The sequence below is a fragment of the Streptomyces sp. WMMC940 genome, assembly GCF_027460265.1.
GTDB lineage: Bacteria > Actinomycetota > Actinomycetes > Streptomycetales > Streptomycetaceae > Streptomyces.
On record NZ_JAPZBC010000001.1, the window covers coordinates 5,808,759 to 5,825,558 of the forward strand.

Here is a 16,800-nt window from a genome sequence, read left to right on the forward strand (position 1 = left end):
GAGGGGCGCTCGACGCCTCCACGGACGCCCCCGCATGCCCCGGTTGCCGGCCCCGCTCAGCTGCGTCTCAGCAACCGGGACGCACCCGCCGCCACCGTCGTCGCGAGTATCCAGCCCAGGAGCACCAGCGCCGCGGCGACCCACTGCCAGTGGCCCTCCAGCCGCCAGTGGCCGTCCTGACCGAGGTTGATCACCGGCAGGAGCAGGTCGAGGGCGTAGAGCGAGGGGTTCCACTCGGGATGCTCGCCCGGCTTCATCGCGTCGGGCGCGTAGCGGGAGAACGCCACGGCGCCGGCGGCCCAGAGCACCGCCATCCACAGTGCCGCGCGGCCCGGACGGTAGCCGTACGCCACCGTCCAGTCCTGGACGTAGCCCCAGAGCTTCGCGGCGAGCGGCAGTGTCTCGCGGCGGCGGCGCTGCTTGGCGAGGAGTACCTCGCGGGCGTCCGCGTCCTCCCCGCTGTTGCGCAGCACGGTCGCCAGCCGCTCGTACGGCTCCGGCTGGTACTCGGGAGTGGCCGCGGCGACCCACTCCAGCCGTCGCGAGAGCGGGAAGCGGCTGTAGGGCACGAGGTTCTCGTAGACGAACCCGCCCATCGCCAGCCCGCCCGGCCCCGGCCAGCTCGTCGAGTGGTCGATGAGCGTGACGACCTTCGCGCCGTTCAGCACCACGCGCCCCTGTTCCGGCCGCTCCCCGTTGAAGCGCAGCTCCGGAGTGACGATCCGGCGCAGCGACAGTTCCTCCCGGCGCGCGCCCGACAGCACGAACCGGGCGTGGTGGAGGTCGACGGCGTCACCGAAGCGGCCGTCGTCCAGCCGCACGCCGCCGTGGCACTCGAAACGCCGCTCCCGCGCGCCCGACCGGCGGCCCGGGGCGTCGAAGGAGAGGCCGAACGGGGGAGTGGCGCCCTGGTCGCCCGCGCAGTCCACCCACGCCCTCGTCAGGTACAGAGTGCGTTCCACCGTCAGCTGGGGCGCGTTCAGCGCGCGCCGGCCCTCGGCCGCCCGCAGCCGGCTTCCGCGCAGGCTCAGCGACACGCCGACCTTCGCGCCGCGCAGACTGACCTCCCCGTACGTCTCGATCAGCTCGGCCTGCAGATCCTGACCCACGGACAGGCCGTCCGCGGTGATGGCCCTGCCGTGCCGGTCCGGCCGCACCCGGATCTGGTTGATCAGCAGATCGGTGCCTATCTGCGCGTCCGTGAGCCGTATCCCCTGCTCGACGCGGCAGCGCGGAAGATGCAGATCGCCCTCGGTGTGCAGCCGGGCGGCCTCCAGCCGGGGCATCGCGCACCCCACCAGCCGAAGCGTGGTGAACCGCGACTCCGGCAGCGTCAGCTCGCTCTCGAAACGGCACCCCGTCAGCTCGACGTACGGGGCGATGGTGCCGCCCGCGAGCGTGAGCCTCCCCGTCACGTAGGCGCCCAGCAGCTTCAGCGCGCAGACCCGCCCCGGACGCGCCGGTGGGCCGCTGAGCAGCAGCAGCGCGATCACATCGGCGCGCACGCTTCGCCCGGGGCCCCACTCCAGTTCGGAGAAGGGGTCGTTCAGCAGCGCATCGCCCTCGCGAAGATCGCACGTCATTCCGTACTCGAACGAGGTCCACATCGTGCGTTCCGCCGTGGTGAGATCGTTGGGCATGTCGACGCCCTGCGGCTCGGTCAATGCCGCTCCCTCGCTTTCCCCCGGTCCGCCTACCCGGTCTCGTACTGCCGTTCTTCCCGCTGGGTAACGCACTGAACACGAGTGGTCATGACCGACATCAGTGCCGTGCGGGGCGGACCGGCCGCCCGGGGCCCCCGGGTCCCACGGGGAGGACGCCGTTCACGTCCCGTGACCCTCTTACGGGTGGGCGTGTATCAGCCAGTGATACGGAAGGCCGGTCCGCGGAGCCCGTCTGAGAGAATTGACCCGTGATCTCTCGTATCGACCTCCGCGGCGACGCCCTCCCCGAGGGCGCCGCGCTGCGCGACCTGCTGCCCCGTGCCGAGTTCGACGTGGAAGCCGCCCTGGAGAAGGTGCGGCCCATCTGCGAGGACGTGCATCATCGTGGGACGGCGGCGCTGATCGAGTACGCGGAGAGGTTCGACGGCGTGGTCCTGGACCGGGTGCGAGTGCCCGAGAAGGCCCTCGTGGAGGCGCTCGAACAGCTCGACCCCGAGGTCAGGGCCGCCCTGGAGGAGTCCGTCCGCCGGGCCAGGACCGTCCACCGCGCCCAGCGCCGCGAGACGCACACCACCCGGGTCGTGCCCGGTGGCACGGTGACCGAGAAATGGGTTCCGGTCGAGCGGGTCGGGCTGTACGCGCCGGGCGGCCGCTCGGTCTACCCCTCGTCCGTGATCATGAACGCCGTGCCCGCGCAGGAGGCCGGCGTCGAGTCCGTCGCGCTCGCTTCCCCGCCGCAGAAGGAGTTCGGCGGACTTCCGCACCCGACGATCCTCGCCGCCTGCGCGCTGCTCGGCACCGACGAGGTGTACGCCGTGGGCGGCGCCCAGGCCGTGGCGATGTTCGCGTACGGCACCTCGGGACCGGACGGGTGTGCGCCCGCGAACATGGTGACCGGTCCCGGAAACGTCTGGGTCGCCGCCGCCAAGCGCTACTTCACGGGCCGTATCGGCATCGACACCGAGGCCGGCCCCACCGAGATCGCGATCCTCGCCGACGCCACCGCCGACCCGGCTCACGTCGCGGCCGATCTGATCAGCCAGGCCGAGCACGACCCGCTGGCCGCCGCCGTGCTGGTCACCGACTCGCCCGGACTCGCGGACGCGGTCGAGCGCGAGCTGGAGCCGCAGATCGCGGCGACCAGGCACATCGAGGACCGGATCGTCCCGGCCCTGTCCGGGAAGCAGTCCGCGATCGTCCTCGTCGACGGCATCGAGGAGGGCCTGCGCGTCGTCGACGCCTACGGCGCCGAGCACCTGGAGATCCAGACCGCCGACGCGGCCGCCGTGGCCGACCGGGTGCGCAACGCGGGCGCGATCTTCGTCGGCCCCTGGTCGCCGGTCTCGCTCGGCGACTACTGCGCGGGGTCCAACCACGTGCTGCCGACCGGCGGCTGCGCCTGCCACTCCTCCGGCCTGTCCGTCCAGTCCTTCCTGCGCGGCGTCCACATCGTCGACTACACGCGCGAGGCGCTCGCCGACGTCGCCCACCACGTGGTGACCCTCGCCGAGGCCGAGGACCTCCCGGCGCACGGCGCCGCCGTGAAGGCAAGGTTCGACTGGAAGGTGCCCCCGAGCCAGTGAGCACGACCGACGTCGGCATCGACGATCTGCCCATCCGCGAGGAGCTGCGCGGCAAGTCGCCGTACGGCGCGCCACAACTCGACGTGCCCGTGCAGCTGAACACCAACGAGAACCCGTACCCACTGCCCGAACCGCTCGTCGAACGGATCGCCGAGCGGGTGCGGGAGGCCGCGCGCGGCCTCAACCGCTACCCGGACCGGGACGCGGTCGAACTGCGCACCGAACTGGCCCGGTACCTCACCCGCACCGGGAAGCACCCGGTCGCCCTGGAGAACGTCTGGGCGGCCAACGGCTCCAACGAGGTCATCCAGCAGCTGCTGCAGACCTTCGGCGGGCCGGGGCGCACCGCCATCGGCTTCGAGCCGTCGTACTCGATGCACGCGCTGATCGCGCGCGGCACCGGCACCGGCTGGATCTCCGGCCCGCGCAACGACGACTTCACCATCGACGAACAGGCGGCCGCCGGCGCGATCGCCGAGCACCGGCCCGACGTCGTCTTCATCACCTCACCCAACAACCCCACCGGCACCGCCGTCGCACCGGAGACGGTCCTCGCGCTCCACGAGGCCGCCCAGAAGGCCAGGGCGGACGGCGCGGGGGCGCTCGTCGTCGTGGACGAGGCGTACGTCGAGTTCAGCCACCGGCCCTCACTGCTCCCGCTGCTCGAGGGCCGGCCGAACCTCGTCGTCTCGCGCACCATGTCCAAGGCTTTCGGCGCCGCGGGACTGCGCCTCGGCTACCTCGCCGCGCACCGCGCCGTGGTCGACGCCCTGCAGCTGGTACGCCTCCCGTACCACCTCTCTGCCGTCACCCAGGCCACCGCCCTGGCCGCCCTGGAGCACACCGACACGCTGCTGAAGTACGTCGAGAAGCTCAAGGACGAGCGGGACCGGCTGGTCGACGGGCTGCGCGCCATCGGCTTCGAGGTGACCGACTCCGACGCCAACTTCGTGCAGTTCGGGCGGTTCGACGGCGAGGGCGGTGCCCATGCCGCGTGGCGAAAGATCCTCGACCGGGGCGTACTGGTCCGGGACAACGGCGTACCGGGCCGGCTGCGGGTGACCGCCGGCACCCCCGAAGAGAACGACGCGTTCCTCGATGCGGTGCGCGCACTGAAGAGTTCCGTGGGGGACACCCCCACACCCCCGAAGGAGCAGAAGCGATGAGCCGGGTAGGACGCGTCGAGCGCACCACCAAGGAGACGTCCGTCGTCGTGGAGATCGATCTCGACGGCACCGGGAAGGTCGATGTGGCGACCGGGGTCGGCTTCTACGACCACATGCTCGACCAGCTGGGCCGCCACGGTCTGTTCGACCTGACCGTCAAGACCGACGGCGATCTGCACATCGACAGTCACCACACCATCGAGGACACCGCCCTGGCGCTGGGTGCCGCCTTCAAGCAGGCCCTCGGCGACAAGGTCGGCATCTACCGCTTCGGCAACTGCACCGTGCCGCTGGACGAGTCGCTCGCCCAGGCGACCGTCGACCTCTCCGGCCGCCCGTACCTCGTGCACACCGAGCCGGAGAACATGGCGCCGATGATCGGCGCGTACGACACCACGATGACCCGGCACATCCTGGAGTCCTTCGTGGCCCAGGCGCAGATCGCGCTGCACGTCCACGTGCCGTACGGACGCAACGCCCACCACATCGTGGAGTGCCAGTTCAAGGCGCTGGCGCGGGCGCTGCGCTACGCCTCGGAGCGCGACCCGCGCGCAGCCGGAATCCTGCCGTCCACGAAGGGTGCCCTCTAGTCGTGAACGGTCTTTCCACGGTTCTGATCGTCGTCGGGCTCTTCCTGATCGGCGGCATCATCTCCTTCGCCAAGCAGCAGATGCCCAAGGGCCTGATCGCGCTGCTGTCCGTCGGCGCCGCCATGTGCCTCGCCGCCGGCGTCCTGCGACTGGACGTGTGGTCATGAGCGGACGGAAGAACGTCGTCGTCTTCGACTACGGCTTCGGCAACGTACGGTCCGCCGAGCGGGCCCTCGCACGCGTCGGCGCGGACGTTGAGATCACCCGCGACTTCGACCGGGCGATGAACGCCGACGGGCTGCTCGTGCCGGGCGTCGGTGCCTTCTCCGCGTGCATGACGGGGCTGCGGGAGGCCCGTGGCCACTGGGTCGTCGACCGCAGGCTCTCCGGAGGCCGCCCCGTCATGGGCATCTGCGTCGGCATGCAGATCCTCTTCGAGCGCGGCATCGAGCACGGCGTCGAGACCGAAGGCCTCGACGAGTGGCCCGGGGTCGTAGGGCCGCTGAACGCCCCGGTCGTGCCGCACATGGGCTGGAACACCGTCAAGGCGCCCGAGGACTCGGAGATGTTCGCCGGCCTCGACGCCGACGCCCGCTTCTACTTCGTGCACTCCTACGCCGTGCGCGAATGGGACTTCGAGGTGACCAGCGCGGCCATGGCCGTCCCGAAGGTCACTTGGGCGACGCACGGCGAGCCCTTCGTCGCGGCCGTCGAGAACGGCGCCCTGTGGGCCACCCAGTTCCACCCCGAGAAGTCCGGCGACGCCGGCGCCCAGCTGCTCACCAACTGGATCGAGACCCTCTGATCATGGCTCAGAAGCTTGAACTCCTCCCCGCCGTCGACGTCCGCAACGGCCAGGCCGTCCGCCTCGTCCACGGCGAGTCCGGCACGGAGACCTCCTACGGATCCCCGCTGGAGGCCGCCCTCACCTGGCAGCGGGCGGGCGCCGAGTGGCTGCATCTGGTCGATCTGGACGCCGCCTTCGGCACCGGCGACAACCGGGAGCTGGTCGCCGAGGTGGCCGGTGCCATGGACCTCAAGGTCGAGCTGTCCGGCGGGATCCGCGACGACGCCTCGCTCGCCGCCGCCCTCGCCACCGGCTGCACCCGCGTCAACCTCGGCACCGCCGCACTGGAGACCCCCGAGTGGGTCGCCAAGGTCATCGCCGAGTACGGCGACAGGATCGCGGTCGGCCTGGACGTACGGGGCACGACCCTGCGCGGCCGCGGCTGGACCCGTGACGGCGGCGACCTCTACGAGACCCTGGCCCGGCTCGACTCCGAGGGCTGCGCCCGGTACGTCGTGACCGACATCGCCAAGGACGGCACGCTCCAGGGCCCCAACCTGGAGCTGCTGCGCAACGTCTGCGCCGCCACCGACAAGCCGGTCGTCGCCTCCGGCGGCGTCTCCTCCCTCGACGACCTGCGCGCGCTCGCCGGGCTCGTCCCGATCGGCGTCGAGGGCGCGATCGTCGGCAAGGCGCTGTACGCCGAGGCGTTCACCCTGGAAGAGGCCCTGGAGGCGGTGTCCCGGTGAGCGACGACATCCGACGCGTCGGTTCCGCCGGCCCCTGGGAGGACGCCTTCGGCTACTCCCGCGCGGTCGAGCTGCCGAACGGCCTGGTGCTGGTGTCCGGCTGCACGTCGGTCGTCGACGGCGTGGTCGTCGACGGCGGCCCGTACGACCAGGCCGTCAACGCCTTCAACGCGGCCCTGGCCGCGCTGAAGGAACTGGGTCTGGGCAGTGAGCACGTCGTGCGCACCCGGATGTACATCACGCACGCCCGGGACGTCGACGAGGTGGGCCGGGCCCACAAGGAGATGTTCGGCGGCGTGCGCCCGGCGGCCTCGATGCTCATCGTCTCCGGATTCGTCGACCCGCGGCTGGTCGTCGAGGTCGAGGTCGAGGCGTACCGGAGGGAGAGCGCATGACCCTCGCCGTCCGGGTCATCCCCTGCCTCGACGTGGACAACGGCCGCGTCGTCAAAGGCGTGAACTTCCAGAACCTGCGCGACGCCGGCGACCCCGTCGAGATGGCCAAGCTGTACGACGCGGAGGGCGCCGACGAGCTCACCTTCCTCGACATCACGGCTTCCTCCGGGGACAGGGAGACCACGTACGACGTCGTGCGCCGCACCGCCGAGCAGGTCTTCATCCCGCTCACGGTCGGCGGCGGGGTCCGCTCCGCGGACGACGTCGACAAGCTGCTGCGGGCCGGGGCCGACAAGGTCGGCGTCAACACCGCCGCCATCGCCCGGCCCGAGCTGATCCGTGAGATCGCCGAGCGCTTCGGGCGCCAGGTGCTGGTGCTGTCCGTCGACGCCCGCCGCACCCCGGAGGGCACCGTCACACCGTCCGGCTACGAGGTCACCACCCACGGCGGACGGCGCGGCACCGGCATCGACGCCGTCGAGTGGGCCCACCGCGCCGCCGAGCTGGGCGCGGGGGAGATCCTGCTCAACTCGATGGACGCGGACGGCACCAAGGACGGCTACGACACCCGGATGATCGAGGCCGTCCGCAAGCACGTCACGGTCCCGGTGATCGCCTCCGGCGGTGCGGGCAAGCTCGGCGACTTCGCCCCCGCCATCGCGGCCGGTGCGGACGCGGTGCTCGCGGCGTCCGTGTTCCACTTCGGTGATCTGCGGATCTCCCAGGTCAAGGAGTCGCTGCGCGAGGCGGGGCACCCCGTCCGCTGAGCGTTCCGGTCCACCCTTCGGGCAGCCCGTCCGAAGGGTGGACGGCTCCTGGGCCCACCGGGCGGCGTGACGGATTCGCGCGCATAGTGCCGTTATGAGGCCGTCCCGTCCGGTGCTGCTGCTTCTCGCGGCGACGCTCGTCGCCGCGAGCCCCGCGACGGCCGCCGCCCCCGAACGGGCCGCCGGCACCGCGCGACCCTGCGTCGCCTCGCCGCCGCCCAGGGGCGGGGAAGGGCGGGAGGCGCTGAACATCGCCCAGCGGGTCAAGACCGAGCAGCACCTCAACTCCGTGCTGGTGCGCGTCACCAGGGACGGCGAGGAGATCCTCACGGCGGGCCTCGGCGAGTCGATGACCGGTGTTCCCGCCCGGCCCGGTATGCACTTCCGCGCGGGCTCCGTCGCCATCGTCCACATGGGCATCGTCCTGCTGCAGTTGGTGGACGAGAAGAAGGCCGGCCTCGACGACCCGCTGTCCCGCTGGCTGCCCGACGCCCCGCACGCCGACGAGATCACCCTGCGCATGCTCGGCAGCTCCACCTCGGGCCTCCACGACTACGTCACCGACCCGAAGTTCCTCGCCGAGCTGGAGGCGGCACCGTTCCGGCACTGGACGCCGGAGCAACTGGTCGCCTACCCGGCCGCCCACCCCCTCTGGTACGAGCCGGGCACCGACTGGAACTACTCGCACGCCAACTTCGTGCTGCTCGGCGCCGCCCTGGAGAAGATCAGCGGGACACCGCTCGACGAACTGCTGCGGCAGCGCGTCATGAACCCGCTCGGCCTCGCCGACACACGCAACGAGTCCACCCCCGAGATCCAGCCGCCGGTGCTGCACGCCTTCACCAAGGAGCGGGGCCCCTACGAGGAGTCCACCTTCTGGAATCCCTCCTGGACCACCGCGCCGGGGGCCGTCCTGACCACCCACGTCTGCGACCTGGCGCGCTCGGCGGAGGCGGTCGGGACGGGCGAACTGCTGTCGCCCGCCGCGTTCCGGACCCAGCTCGACCCGGGCACGGTCGGGCTCGGCGGCGGGACGAAGACCTGCCCCGCCACGGTGTGCCTGAGGAACACCGCCGCCGAGCACTTCGGGCTCGGGGTGCTCGTCATGAACGGCTGGATCCTGACGAACCCGTCGTTCTCCGGGTACGCGGCCGTCCAGGCGTACCTCCCCGCCGAACGGCTCGCGATCGCCGTCGCGACGACCAAGGGCAAGGACACCCCGGAGGGCAACACGGCGCAGACGATCGCGAACGGGATCGCCGAGGCGCTGGCCCCCGGACACCCCGCCCCCGGAGGCCGCTGAGGGCGCGGGCGGCGACCCGGTGCGACGGGCACCGCGTCCCGCCCGACCCGCCCCGACCATCCGACGGCTGCACGGCCTGGCGTCTGGACCACCTGCCGGCTGCACGGCCTGGCGTCTGGACGGCCCGACGGCCGCCTCGGATCGGGCGGGAGTCAGCCCATTCCCAGCTGCGTCCTGCCGACCCGGTCGACCGCCTCCTTGTCGCCCTCGACCTCCACGTGCGCCGCGTCCTGCCGGCCGAAGGCGTACATGGTCAGCTCGCCGGGCTCACCGGTCACCGTCACCACCGGAGCACCGCGGTGCGCCACCGCCGTCTGCCCGTTCGGACGCCGCAGCACCAGCCCCACCGGCGCCTTGCGGCCCAGCAGCCGGGCCGACTTCTCCAGCCGGGACCAGAGCGCGTCCGCGAACACCGGGTCCAGCTCCCGCGGCGTCCAGTCGGCCTGCGCCCGCCGCACGTCCTCGGCGTGCACATAGAACTCGACCGTGTTCGACGCCTCGTCCACCGGCTTGATCGCGAACGGCGACATCCTCGGCGGACCCGTGCGGATCAGCCGGATCAGCTCCTCGTACGGCCTCGCCGCGTACTCGGCCTGCACCCGGTCCAGCCTGCTCCTCAGGGGGCCCAGCACGATCCCCGCGGCCTCCGGCCGCCGCTCGCGCACCACGACGTGGGCCGCGAGGTCCCGGGTGTTCCACCCCTCGCACAGCGTCGGGGCGTCCGGGCCGGCCGCCTCCAGCAGATCGGCGAGCAGAAGTCGTTCGCGCTTCGCATGGGTCGACATGGCGGCCAGCCTACGACCGGGGCGCCGCGTCCGCCCAGTGGACGCACGCCCGTCACGCCCCCGAGGGCGCGGCACAATGGCGGCATGACCAGCACCCCCAGCGCACTCGACCCCGCCATCGCCGCCCGCCTCAAGCGCAGCGCGGACGGCCTGGTCCCGGCCATCGCCCAGCAGTACGACACAGGTGAGGTGCTGATGCTCGGCTGGATGGACGACGAGGCGTTGCACCGCACCCTCACCACGGGGCGAGCCACCTACTGGTCCCGCAGCCGTCGGGAGTACTGGGTCAAGGGGGACACCTCCGGCCACGTCCAGCACGTCAAGGCGGTCGCTCTCGACTGCGACGCCGACACCGTCCTCGTGAAGGTCGACCAGATCGGGGCCGCCTGTCACACCGGAGACCGCACCTGCTTCGACGCCGACGTGCTCGCCCTGGGCCAGTAGGGTCGTACGTCATGGATCTCGAGACGTTCCGCAAGCTGGCGGCCGACCGCCGCGTCATCCCCGTGAGCCGGCGCCTCCTCGCGGACGGCGACACCCCGGTCGGCCTCTACCGCAAGCTCGCCGGCGAGCGTCCCGGCACCTTCCTCCTCGAGTCCGCCGAAGGGGGTCGCTCCTGGTCCCGGTACTCCTTCGTCGGCGTGCGGTCCGCCGCGACCCTCACCGTCCGCGACGGCCGGGCGCACTGGCTCGGCACCCCGCCCGTGGGCGTCCCCACGGGCGGCGACCCGCTCCAGGCCCTCCGGGCGACCGTCGAGACCCTCCACACCCCCCGGCAGGACCTCGACGAGGGCATGCCGCCCTTCACCGGCGGCATGGTCGGCTACCTCGGCTACGACATCGTCCGCCGGCTGGAGCGGATCGGCGAGCACGGCAGGGACGACCTGCGGCTCCCCGAGCTGACCATGCTGCTCACCTCCGACCTCGCCGTGCTCGACCACTGGGACGGCTCCGTGCTGCTGATCGCCAACGCGATCAACCACAACGACCTCGACACCGGCGTCGACGAGGCGTACGCGGACGCCGTCGCCCGGCTCGACGCCATGGAGGCCGACCTGGCCCGGCCCGTCGAGAGCCGGCCGCGCGCGCTCCCCGCCTCCGAATTGCCGCCGTACACCGGACCCATGTGGAGCGGTGAGCAGTTCCGGGCCGCCGTCGAGGACGTCAAGGAGCGCATCCGCGCGGGCGAGGCCTTCCAGGTCGTGCCGTCGCAGCGGTTCGAGACCCCTTGCGAGGCGAGCGCCCTGGACGTCTACCGGGTGCTCCGGGCGACCAACCCCAGCCCGTACATGTACCTGCTGCGCTTCCCCCACGAGGAGGGCGGGTTCGACGTCGTCGGCTCCAGCCCGGAGGCGCTGGTCAAGGTCGAGGACGGACGCGCCATGGTGCACCCCATCGCCGGCACCCGCCCGCGCGGCTCGACCCCGCAGGAGGACCAGGCGCTCGCCGACGAACTGCTCGCCGACCCCAAGGAGCGCGCCGAGCACCTCATGCTCGTCGACCTCGGCCGCAACGACCTGGGCCGGGTCTGCGAGCCGGGCTCCGTCGAGGTCGTCGACTTCATGTCGATCGAGAAGTACTCGCACGTCATGCACATCGTCTCGACGGTGACGGGCCGGGTCGCCGAGGGCCGCACCGCCTTCGACGTGCTCACCGCCTGCTTCCCCGCGGGCACGCTCTCCGGCGCCCCCAAACCCCGCGCGATGCAGATCATCGAGGAACTGGAGCCGTCGCGGCGCGGGCTGTACGGCGGCGCGGTCGGCTACCTCGACTTCGCCGGCGACTCCGACACGGCGATCGCCATCCGTACCGCGCTGCTCCGCGACGGCACCGCCCATGTGCAGGCCGGGGCGGGGATCGTCGCGGACTCGGACCCGGCCGCCGAGGACGCCGAGTGCCGCAACAAGGCGGCCGCGGTGCTGCGGGCCGTCCACACCGCGAACCGGCTGAACGGCGGCGGGACGCGTAAGGGATAGTGGGGGACGTGACTGCTGTACCCGTACCCCACTCCAGCGGAGGGACCGAGCGGACGGCCGGGGCCGCCCCGGCCGCTTCGAGCGGCCGGCGCAGCCTCGCCGCGGCCCTCTTCCTCGGCGCCCTCGGCGCCGCCGTGGTGCTGCTCGCCTCCGGGCAGACCTGGGCCGAGGGCACGGCCGCCGTCGGAGCCGGCAGCGTGCCGCTCGAGGCCGACGGCCGTGACGTCACCGGGCTCCCCGCGGCGCTCGCCGTCGTCGGCCTCGCCGCCCTGGTCGCGGTCTTCGCGGTCCGCCGGGCGGGCCGTGCGATCGTCTCAGCCCTGCTCGCGCTGAGCGGGGCCGGGGCCGCGGCCGCCGCCTTCCTCGGTGCCTCCGACAGCGCTGCGCTCGAGGAGAAGGCCCGGCAGACCACCGGCGACACGGCCGCGGCCGTCGACGGCCTCACCCACACGCCCTGGCCGTACGTCACCGCCGTCGCCGGGCTGCTGATCCTGGCCGCCGGGCTGCTCGCCCTGCGGTACGGCTCCTCGTGGCCCGCCATGTCGGGGCGCTACGAGCGCGAGGGCGGCGTCCCGCGCGGGGCCCGCCCGGCCGCCGACCCGGACCGGCCCGAAGAGCTGTGGAAGGCCCTCGACCGCGGTGAGGACCCCACCGGCGACCGGTGAGACGTTCCCTCCGCGATCAGTGACGACCCCCACGTCCCGGCAGCCCCACCGGTACGGGACAATGGGGCACGGAGCATCCGACCCACCCCCAGCGCAACACCAACGAGGAGCACTTCATGGCGGGCAGCAGCCACGGACACACCCCGGCCGCCTGGACCGGTGTCACCATCTCCTTCATCGGCTTCAGCATCGCGGGAGTCTTCATGGTGGCCGCAAACCCGCTCGGGTTCTGGGCCGGCATGGGCGTCGTCGTCCTCGGCGGTGTCGTCGGCGTCGCGATGAAGGCCGCCGGCCTCGGGCAGAAGGAGGCGGCCGTGCCCGTCCCGGCCCGTACCCCGGCCGCGCAGCCGGTGGCGGCCGAGGCGACCGCCTCCTGACCGCGGAGATCCCCCTCGAAGGCGCGGCCCGGCGAGCCCGGGCTGCGCCTCCGCGCACGACCGGGGACAATCACGGGGTGGAAGCCACGCCTGCCGCCACCCCCGCACCGGGACCGTCCGCCGAAGCGGGACCGTCCCCCGCCGCCGCGCCGGGACACGAACCCGCGCCGGCACCCGTGTCCCGGCACGACCAGGGTCCGCCGCCGGCACCCCCCGCGCCGCCGCCCCTGCGTCGCCGCCTCGCGGCGCCGCTGGCCACCATGGCCGTCGTCGCCGGGGCCTTCGCCTACGTGGGCGCCGTCGACCCGAACGAGCCGGGCCACTACCCGGTCTGCCCGCTGCTGCGGTTCACCGGGATCTACTGCCCGGGCTGCGGCGGGCTGCGCAGTGCCCATGCCTTCGTCCACGGCGACCTGGGCACGGCCTTCGGCGCCAACGCCCTCGCCGTCGCCGGATACCTGGTATTCGCCGTGTTCTGGGCCGTGTGGCTCGTCCGCGCGGCCAGTGCGAAACCGGTACGAATCACTCTGGAACCCGTGTGGTGGTGGGGTCTCGGCGCGCTCCTGGCCGTCTTCACGGTTGTCCGGAACCTGCCGTTCGGCTCGGGGCTCACCCCCTGATCCAGGAAGAAATCCCAGGTAGTGGGACGGGGCGTCAACCGGATGCGGAGCCATCGCCCGCATCCGGATACCATCGGGATTGCCGACAGTGATCCATCATCAACTTCCCGGAAGGGGGCCGCTCGCGTGAGTGTGCTCGACGAGATCATCGAAGGCGTGCGCGCCGACCTCGCAGAGCGGCAGGCGCGGGTCAGCCTCGACGAGCTCAAGGAGCGTGCCGCCAAGGCGCCCCAGGCCAAGGACGGCGTCGCCGCGCTGCGCGGGGACGCCGTGAAGGTCATCTGCGAGGTGAAGCGCTCCAGCCCCTCCAAGGGCGCGCTCGCCGCGATCGCCGACCCCGCCGGCCTGGCCGCCGACTACGAGGCGGGCGGCGCGGCCGTCATCTCCGTCCTCACCGAGCAGCGCCGCTTCGGCGGCTCGCTCGAGGACCTGGAAGCCGTGCGCGCCCGGGTGGACGTCCCCGTCCTCCGCAAGGACTTCATCGTCACGTCCTACCAGCTGTGGGAGGCCCGTGCGTACGGCGCCGACCTGGCCCTGCTGATCGTCGCCGCCCTCGACCAGGAGGCCCTCGTCTCCCTGATCGAGCGCGCCGAGTCGATCGGGCTCACACCGCTCGTCGAGGTCCACGACGAGGACGAGGTCGAGCGGGCCGTGGACGCCGGAGCCAAGATCATCGGTGTCAACGCGCGCGACCTCAGGACCCTCAAGGTCGACCGTTCCACGTTCGAGCGGGTCGTCCCCGAGGTGCCCGCGGGGATCGTCAAGGTCGCCGAGTCAGGCATCCGCGGCCCCCACGACCTGATCGCGTACGCCAATGCCGGCGCCGACGCGGTGCTGGTCGGGGAGTCGCTGGTCACCGGTCGGGACCCGAAGGCCGCCGTGGCCGACCTGGTCGCCGCGGGTGCCCACCCGGCCCTGCGGCAGGGGAGGGACTGACCCGCCCCGTGACCGCCGTCGTCCGCCGCGCAAACACCGCCACCGGGCCGGGCCTTCCCCGGCCGGGCCGGGCGGCCGCGGGCGCCTGCGTACCGCACGCCCCGCTGGCGCGCGGCTGCCGTCCGCGCGGCTGCCGCGCGCCGGCCCGGCGGGTGCACGGACGACGGGTCAGGTACGTCATCGGGGACGAGCCCGGCCAGGTCAACGGCATGCGATGGCGCCGCTGAGCGACACGCTCGGCACCACACGTCATCACTCATTTCTCTTCGGCTCACACGCACACGAGGAGTTCTGGCATGCCCAGTCAATACTTCGTTCCCGACCCCGAGGGCCGGGTGCCGAACGCCGCCGGCTACTTCGGCGACTTCGGCGGCAAGTTCATTCCCGAGGCCCTCGTCGCCGCGGTCGACGAGGTGGCAGTCGAATACGACAAGGCCAAGTCCGACCCGGCCTTCGCCGCCGAACTCGACGACCTGCTCGTCCACTACACGGGCCGGCCCAGCGCCCTGACCGAGGTGCCCCGCTTCGCCGAGCACGCGGGCGGCGCGCGGGTCTTCCTCAAGCGCGAGGACCTCAACCACACCGGTTCGCACAAGATCAACAATGTGCTGGGGCAGGCGCTCCTCACCCGGCGCATGGGCAAGACCCGTGTCATCGCCGAGACCGGCGCCGGCCAGCACGGGGTGGCCACCGCCACCGCGTGCGCGCTCTTCGGCCTCGACTGCACGATCTACATGGGCGAGATCGACACCGAGCGCCAAGCGCTGAACGTCGCCCGCATGCGCATGCTCGGCGCCGAGGTCGTGCCGGTGAGGTCCGGCAGCCGCACCCTGAAGGACGCCATCAACGAGGCGTTCCGCGACTGGGTCGCCAACGTCGACCACACGCACTACCTGTTCGGCACTGTCGCGGGCCCGCACCCGTTCCCGGCGATGGTCCGCGACTTCCACCGGGTGATCGGCGTCGAGGCCCGGCGCCAGATCCTGGAGCGCGCCGGCCGGCTCCCGGACGCCGCCGTGGCCTGTGTCGGCGGCGGCTCCAACGCCATCGGCCTGTTCCACGCCTTCATCCCGGACGAGGGGGTGCGCCTGGTGGGCTGCGAGCCCGCGGGCCACGGGGTCGAGACCGGCGAGCACGCGGCCACCCTGACCGCGGGCGAGCCCGGCATCCTGCACGGTTCCCGCAGCTACGTCCTCCAGGACGACGAGGGCCAGATCACCGAGCCGTACTCGATCTCGGCCGGTCTGGACTACCCGGGCATCGGCCCGGAGCACTCGTACCTCAAGGACACCGGACGCGGCGAGTACCGGGCCGTGACCGACGACGCCGCCATGCGGGCGCTGCGGCTGCTCTCCCGGACGGAGGGCGTCATCCCGGCCATCGAGTCCGCGCACGCCCTGGCCGGCGCCCTCGAACTCGGCAGGGAACTCGGCGAGGACGGACTGATCCTGGTCAATCTGTCCGGCCGGGGCGACAAGGACATGGACACCGCCGCCCGCTACTTCGGGCTGTACGACGCGGACGGCGGCGCCGGCACGGACGCCGTGGTCGAGGCCGATGCCACCGGCGAGGTCGCGGAGATCGAGGGGGACGCCAAGTGACCGGGAACATCCGACTGCTGAGCGACACCCTGGCGCGTGCGAGGTCCGAGGACCGGGCCGCCCTCGTCGCCTACCTCCCGGCCGGCTTCCCCACGGTGGACGGCGGCATCGAGGCGATCAAGGCCGCCTTCGACGGCGGCGCCGACGTCGTGGAGGTGGGCCTGCCGCACAGCGACCCGGTGCTCGACGGACCGGTCATCCAGACCGCCGACGACATCGCCCTGCGCGGCGGAGTCAGGATCGCGGACGTGATGCGCACGGTCCGCGAGGCCCACACGGCCACGGGCAAGCCGGTGCTCGTGATGACGTACTGGAACCCCATCGACCGGTACGGCGTCGAGCGCTTCACCGCCGAGCTCGCCGAGGCGGGCGGGGCGGGCTGCATCCTGCCGGACCTGCCGGTCCAGGAGTCCGCGGTGTGGCGCGAGCACGCCGAGAAGCACGGGCTCGCCACGGTGTTCGTCGTCGCGCCCAGCAGCAGGGACGAACGGCTCGCCGAGATCACGGCCGCGGGCTCGGGCTTCGTCTACGCGGCCTCGCTGATGGGCGTCACCGGCACCCGCGAGTCCGTCGGCGCCCAGGCCCAGGACCTGGTGGGTCGCACCCGCGCCACCACCGACATGCCCGTGTGCGTCGGGCTGGGCGTCTCCAACGCCGAGCAGGCCGCCGAGGTCGCGGGCTTCGCCGACGGGGTGATCGTCGGTTCGGCTTTCGTCAAGCGACTGCTCGACGCCGAGGACCAGGCGGCCGGGATCGCCGCTGTGCGGGCGCTGGCGGCCGAGCTCGCGGAGGGCGTCCGCAAGCGATGACGGCAGGGGGTCGGCCGGTCACGCGAC

Annotated in this window: 20 protein-coding genes; 18 read left to right on the forward strand and 2 right to left on the reverse strand. The window is 72.7% G+C overall.

The features are described 5' to 3' along the window. Window positions 1–56 precede the first annotated feature (56 nt). On the reverse strand, window positions 57–1,664 hold the full coding sequence (locus O7595_RS25575; RefSeq protein ID WP_269730954.1) for an oxidoreductase: 1,608 nt from the start codon (window positions 1,662–1,664) through the stop codon (window positions 57–59). Between the two features lie 248 nt (window positions 1,665–1,912). On the opposite strand from O7595_RS25575, the gene hisD reads away from it, so the two are divergent. The 9 genes from hisD (at window position 1,913) to O7595_RS25620 (ending at window position 9,004) form a co-directional block, all read left to right on the forward strand. Beyond that, on the forward strand, window positions 1,913–3,247 hold the full coding sequence (gene hisD / locus O7595_RS25580) for a histidinol dehydrogenase (RefSeq protein WP_269730955.1): 1,335 nt from the start codon (window positions 1,913–1,915) through the stop codon (window positions 3,245–3,247). Next, entirely contained in the window at window positions 3,244–4,413 is a 1,170-nt protein-coding gene (locus O7595_RS25585) for a histidinol-phosphate transaminase (protein ID WP_269730956.1), read from the forward strand. The genes hisD and O7595_RS25585 overlap by 4 nt, the downstream gene beginning before the upstream one ends. Then, the gene (gene hisB, locus O7595_RS25590; protein WP_269730957.1) at window positions 4,410–5,003 is read left to right on the forward strand and encodes an imidazoleglycerol-phosphate dehydratase HisB; all 594 of its coding nucleotides are present in this window, start codon (window positions 4,410–4,412) and stop codon (window positions 5,001–5,003) included. Before O7595_RS25585 ends, hisB begins: the two co-directional genes overlap by 4 nt. A gap of 2 nt (window positions 5,004–5,005) precedes the next feature. Further along, a complete protein-coding gene (locus O7595_RS25595) occupies window positions 5,006–5,170 on the forward strand; it encodes a hypothetical protein (protein WP_269730958.1) in 165 nt (54 codons plus the stop codon). Then, window positions 5,167–5,808 (forward strand): imidazole glycerol phosphate synthase subunit HisH, encoded by a 642-nt coding sequence (hisH, locus tag O7595_RS25600; protein WP_269730959.1) that lies wholly within the window; start codon window positions 5,167–5,169, stop codon window positions 5,806–5,808. The genes O7595_RS25595 and hisH overlap by 4 nt, the downstream gene beginning before the upstream one ends. Before the next feature lie 2 nt (window positions 5,809–5,810). Further along, window positions 5,811–6,539, forward strand: a complete 729-nt coding sequence (gene priA, locus O7595_RS25605) for a bifunctional 1-(5-phosphoribosyl)-5-((5-phosphoribosylamino)methylideneamino)imidazole-4-carboxamide isomerase/phosphoribosylanthranilate isomerase PriA (RefSeq protein ID WP_269730960.1) — start codon at window positions 5,811–5,813, stop codon at window positions 6,537–6,539. Further along, window positions 6,536–6,934 (forward strand): Rid family hydrolase, encoded by a 399-nt coding sequence (locus tag O7595_RS25610; RefSeq protein ID WP_269730961.1) that lies wholly within the window; start codon window positions 6,536–6,538, stop codon window positions 6,932–6,934. The genes priA and O7595_RS25610 overlap by 4 nt, the downstream gene beginning before the upstream one ends. Beyond that, a complete protein-coding gene (gene hisF / locus O7595_RS25615) occupies window positions 6,931–7,701 on the forward strand; it encodes an imidazole glycerol phosphate synthase subunit HisF (RefSeq protein WP_269730962.1) in 771 nt (256 codons plus the stop codon). The genes O7595_RS25610 and hisF overlap by 4 nt, the downstream gene beginning before the upstream one ends. 94 nt (window positions 7,702–7,795) lie before the next feature. Further along, window positions 7,796–9,004, forward strand: a complete 1,209-nt coding sequence (locus tag O7595_RS25620; protein WP_269730963.1) for a serine hydrolase domain-containing protein — start codon at window positions 7,796–7,798, stop codon at window positions 9,002–9,004. A 152-nt stretch (window positions 9,005–9,156) separates the two neighbouring features. On the opposite strand, the gene O7595_RS25625 is transcribed toward O7595_RS25620, so the two are convergent. After that, on the reverse strand, window positions 9,157–9,789 hold the full coding sequence (locus O7595_RS25625) for a TIGR03085 family metal-binding protein (RefSeq protein WP_269730964.1): 633 nt from the start codon (window positions 9,787–9,789) through the stop codon (window positions 9,157–9,159). A gap of 84 nt (window positions 9,790–9,873) precedes the next feature. Here O7595_RS25625 and hisI point away from each other — a divergent pair, with 84 nt between their 5' ends. The 9 genes from hisI (at window position 9,874) to trpA (ending at window position 16,773) form a co-directional block, all read left to right on the forward strand. Beyond that, window positions 9,874–10,233: a phosphoribosyl-AMP cyclohydrolase gene (hisI, locus tag O7595_RS25630; RefSeq protein ID WP_269730965.1), complete on the forward strand. Its 360-nt coding sequence runs from the start codon at window positions 9,874–9,876 to the stop codon at window positions 10,231–10,233. 11 nt (window positions 10,234–10,244) lie between these two features. Beyond that, on the forward strand, window positions 10,245–11,765 hold the full coding sequence (locus O7595_RS25635) for an anthranilate synthase component I (protein ID WP_269730966.1): 1,521 nt from the start codon (window positions 10,245–10,247) through the stop codon (window positions 11,763–11,765). Next, on the forward strand, window positions 11,765–12,430 hold the full coding sequence (locus O7595_RS25640; RefSeq protein WP_443071725.1) for a TIGR02234 family membrane protein: 666 nt from the start codon (window positions 11,765–11,767) through the stop codon (window positions 12,428–12,430). Before O7595_RS25635 ends, O7595_RS25640 begins: the two co-directional genes overlap by 1 nt. 116 nt (window positions 12,431–12,546) lie before the next feature. Continuing rightward, the gene (locus tag O7595_RS25645; RefSeq protein WP_138055879.1) at window positions 12,547–12,807 is read left to right on the forward strand and encodes an HGxxPAAW family protein; all 261 of its coding nucleotides are present in this window, start codon (window positions 12,547–12,549) and stop codon (window positions 12,805–12,807) included. 77 nt (window positions 12,808–12,884) lie between these two features. Continuing rightward, window positions 12,885–13,427 (forward strand): DUF2752 domain-containing protein, encoded by a 543-nt coding sequence (locus O7595_RS25650; protein WP_269730968.1) that lies wholly within the window; start codon window positions 12,885–12,887, stop codon window positions 13,425–13,427. Window positions 13,428–13,553: 126 nt separating this feature from the next. Beyond that, on the forward strand, window positions 13,554–14,363 hold the full coding sequence (gene trpC, locus O7595_RS25655) for an indole-3-glycerol phosphate synthase TrpC (protein WP_269730969.1): 810 nt from the start codon (window positions 13,554–13,556) through the stop codon (window positions 14,361–14,363). Window positions 14,364–14,371: 8 nt separating this feature from the next. Further along, the gene (trpM, locus tag O7595_RS25660; protein ID WP_269730970.1) at window positions 14,372–14,590 is read left to right on the forward strand and encodes a tryptophan biosynthesis modulator TrpM; all 219 of its coding nucleotides are present in this window, start codon (window positions 14,372–14,374) and stop codon (window positions 14,588–14,590) included. Between the two features lie 69 nt (window positions 14,591–14,659). Beyond that, window positions 14,660–15,964: a tryptophan synthase subunit beta gene (trpB, locus tag O7595_RS25665; protein WP_269730971.1), complete on the forward strand. Its 1,305-nt coding sequence runs from the start codon at window positions 14,660–14,662 to the stop codon at window positions 15,962–15,964. Then, on the forward strand, window positions 15,961–16,773 hold the full coding sequence (gene trpA / locus O7595_RS25670) for a tryptophan synthase subunit alpha (RefSeq protein WP_269730972.1): 813 nt from the start codon (window positions 15,961–15,963) through the stop codon (window positions 16,771–16,773). Before trpB ends, trpA begins: the two co-directional genes overlap by 4 nt. Window positions 16,774–16,800: the final 27 nt, after the last annotated feature.

What these genes read in the sequence shown, in the direction of transcription:
- hisB (WP_269730957.1), top strand. Translation starts at nt 4,410, where the DNA reads ATGAGCCGGGTAGGACGCGTCGAGCGCACCACCAAGGAGACGTCCGTC.
- hisH (WP_269730959.1), top strand. Translation starts at nt 5,167, where the DNA reads ATGAGCGGACGGAAGAACGTCGTCGTCTTCGACTACGGCTTCGGCAAC.
- priA (WP_269730960.1), top strand. Translation starts at nt 5,811, where the DNA reads ATGGCTCAGAAGCTTGAACTCCTCCCCGCCGTCGACGTCCGCAACGGC.
- hisF (WP_269730962.1), top strand. Translation starts at nt 6,931, where the DNA reads ATGACCCTCGCCGTCCGGGTCATCCCCTGCCTCGACGTGGACAACGGC.
- O7595_RS25620 (WP_269730963.1), top strand. Translation starts at nt 7,796, where the DNA reads ATGAGGCCGTCCCGTCCGGTGCTGCTGCTTCTCGCGGCGACGCTCGTC.
- O7595_RS25625 (WP_269730964.1), bottom strand. Translation starts at nt 9,789, where the DNA reads ATGTCGACCCATGCGAAGCGCGAACGACTTCTGCTCGCCGATCTGCTG.
- hisI (WP_269730965.1), top strand. Translation starts at nt 9,874, where the DNA reads ATGACCAGCACCCCCAGCGCACTCGACCCCGCCATCGCCGCCCGCCTC.
- O7595_RS25635 (WP_269730966.1), top strand. Translation starts at nt 10,245, where the DNA reads ATGGATCTCGAGACGTTCCGCAAGCTGGCGGCCGACCGCCGCGTCATC.
- O7595_RS25645 (WP_138055879.1), top strand. Translation starts at nt 12,547, where the DNA reads ATGGCGGGCAGCAGCCACGGACACACCCCGGCCGCCTGGACCGGTGTC.
- trpB (WP_269730971.1), top strand. Translation starts at nt 14,660, where the DNA reads ATGCCCAGTCAATACTTCGTTCCCGACCCCGAGGGCCGGGTGCCGAAC.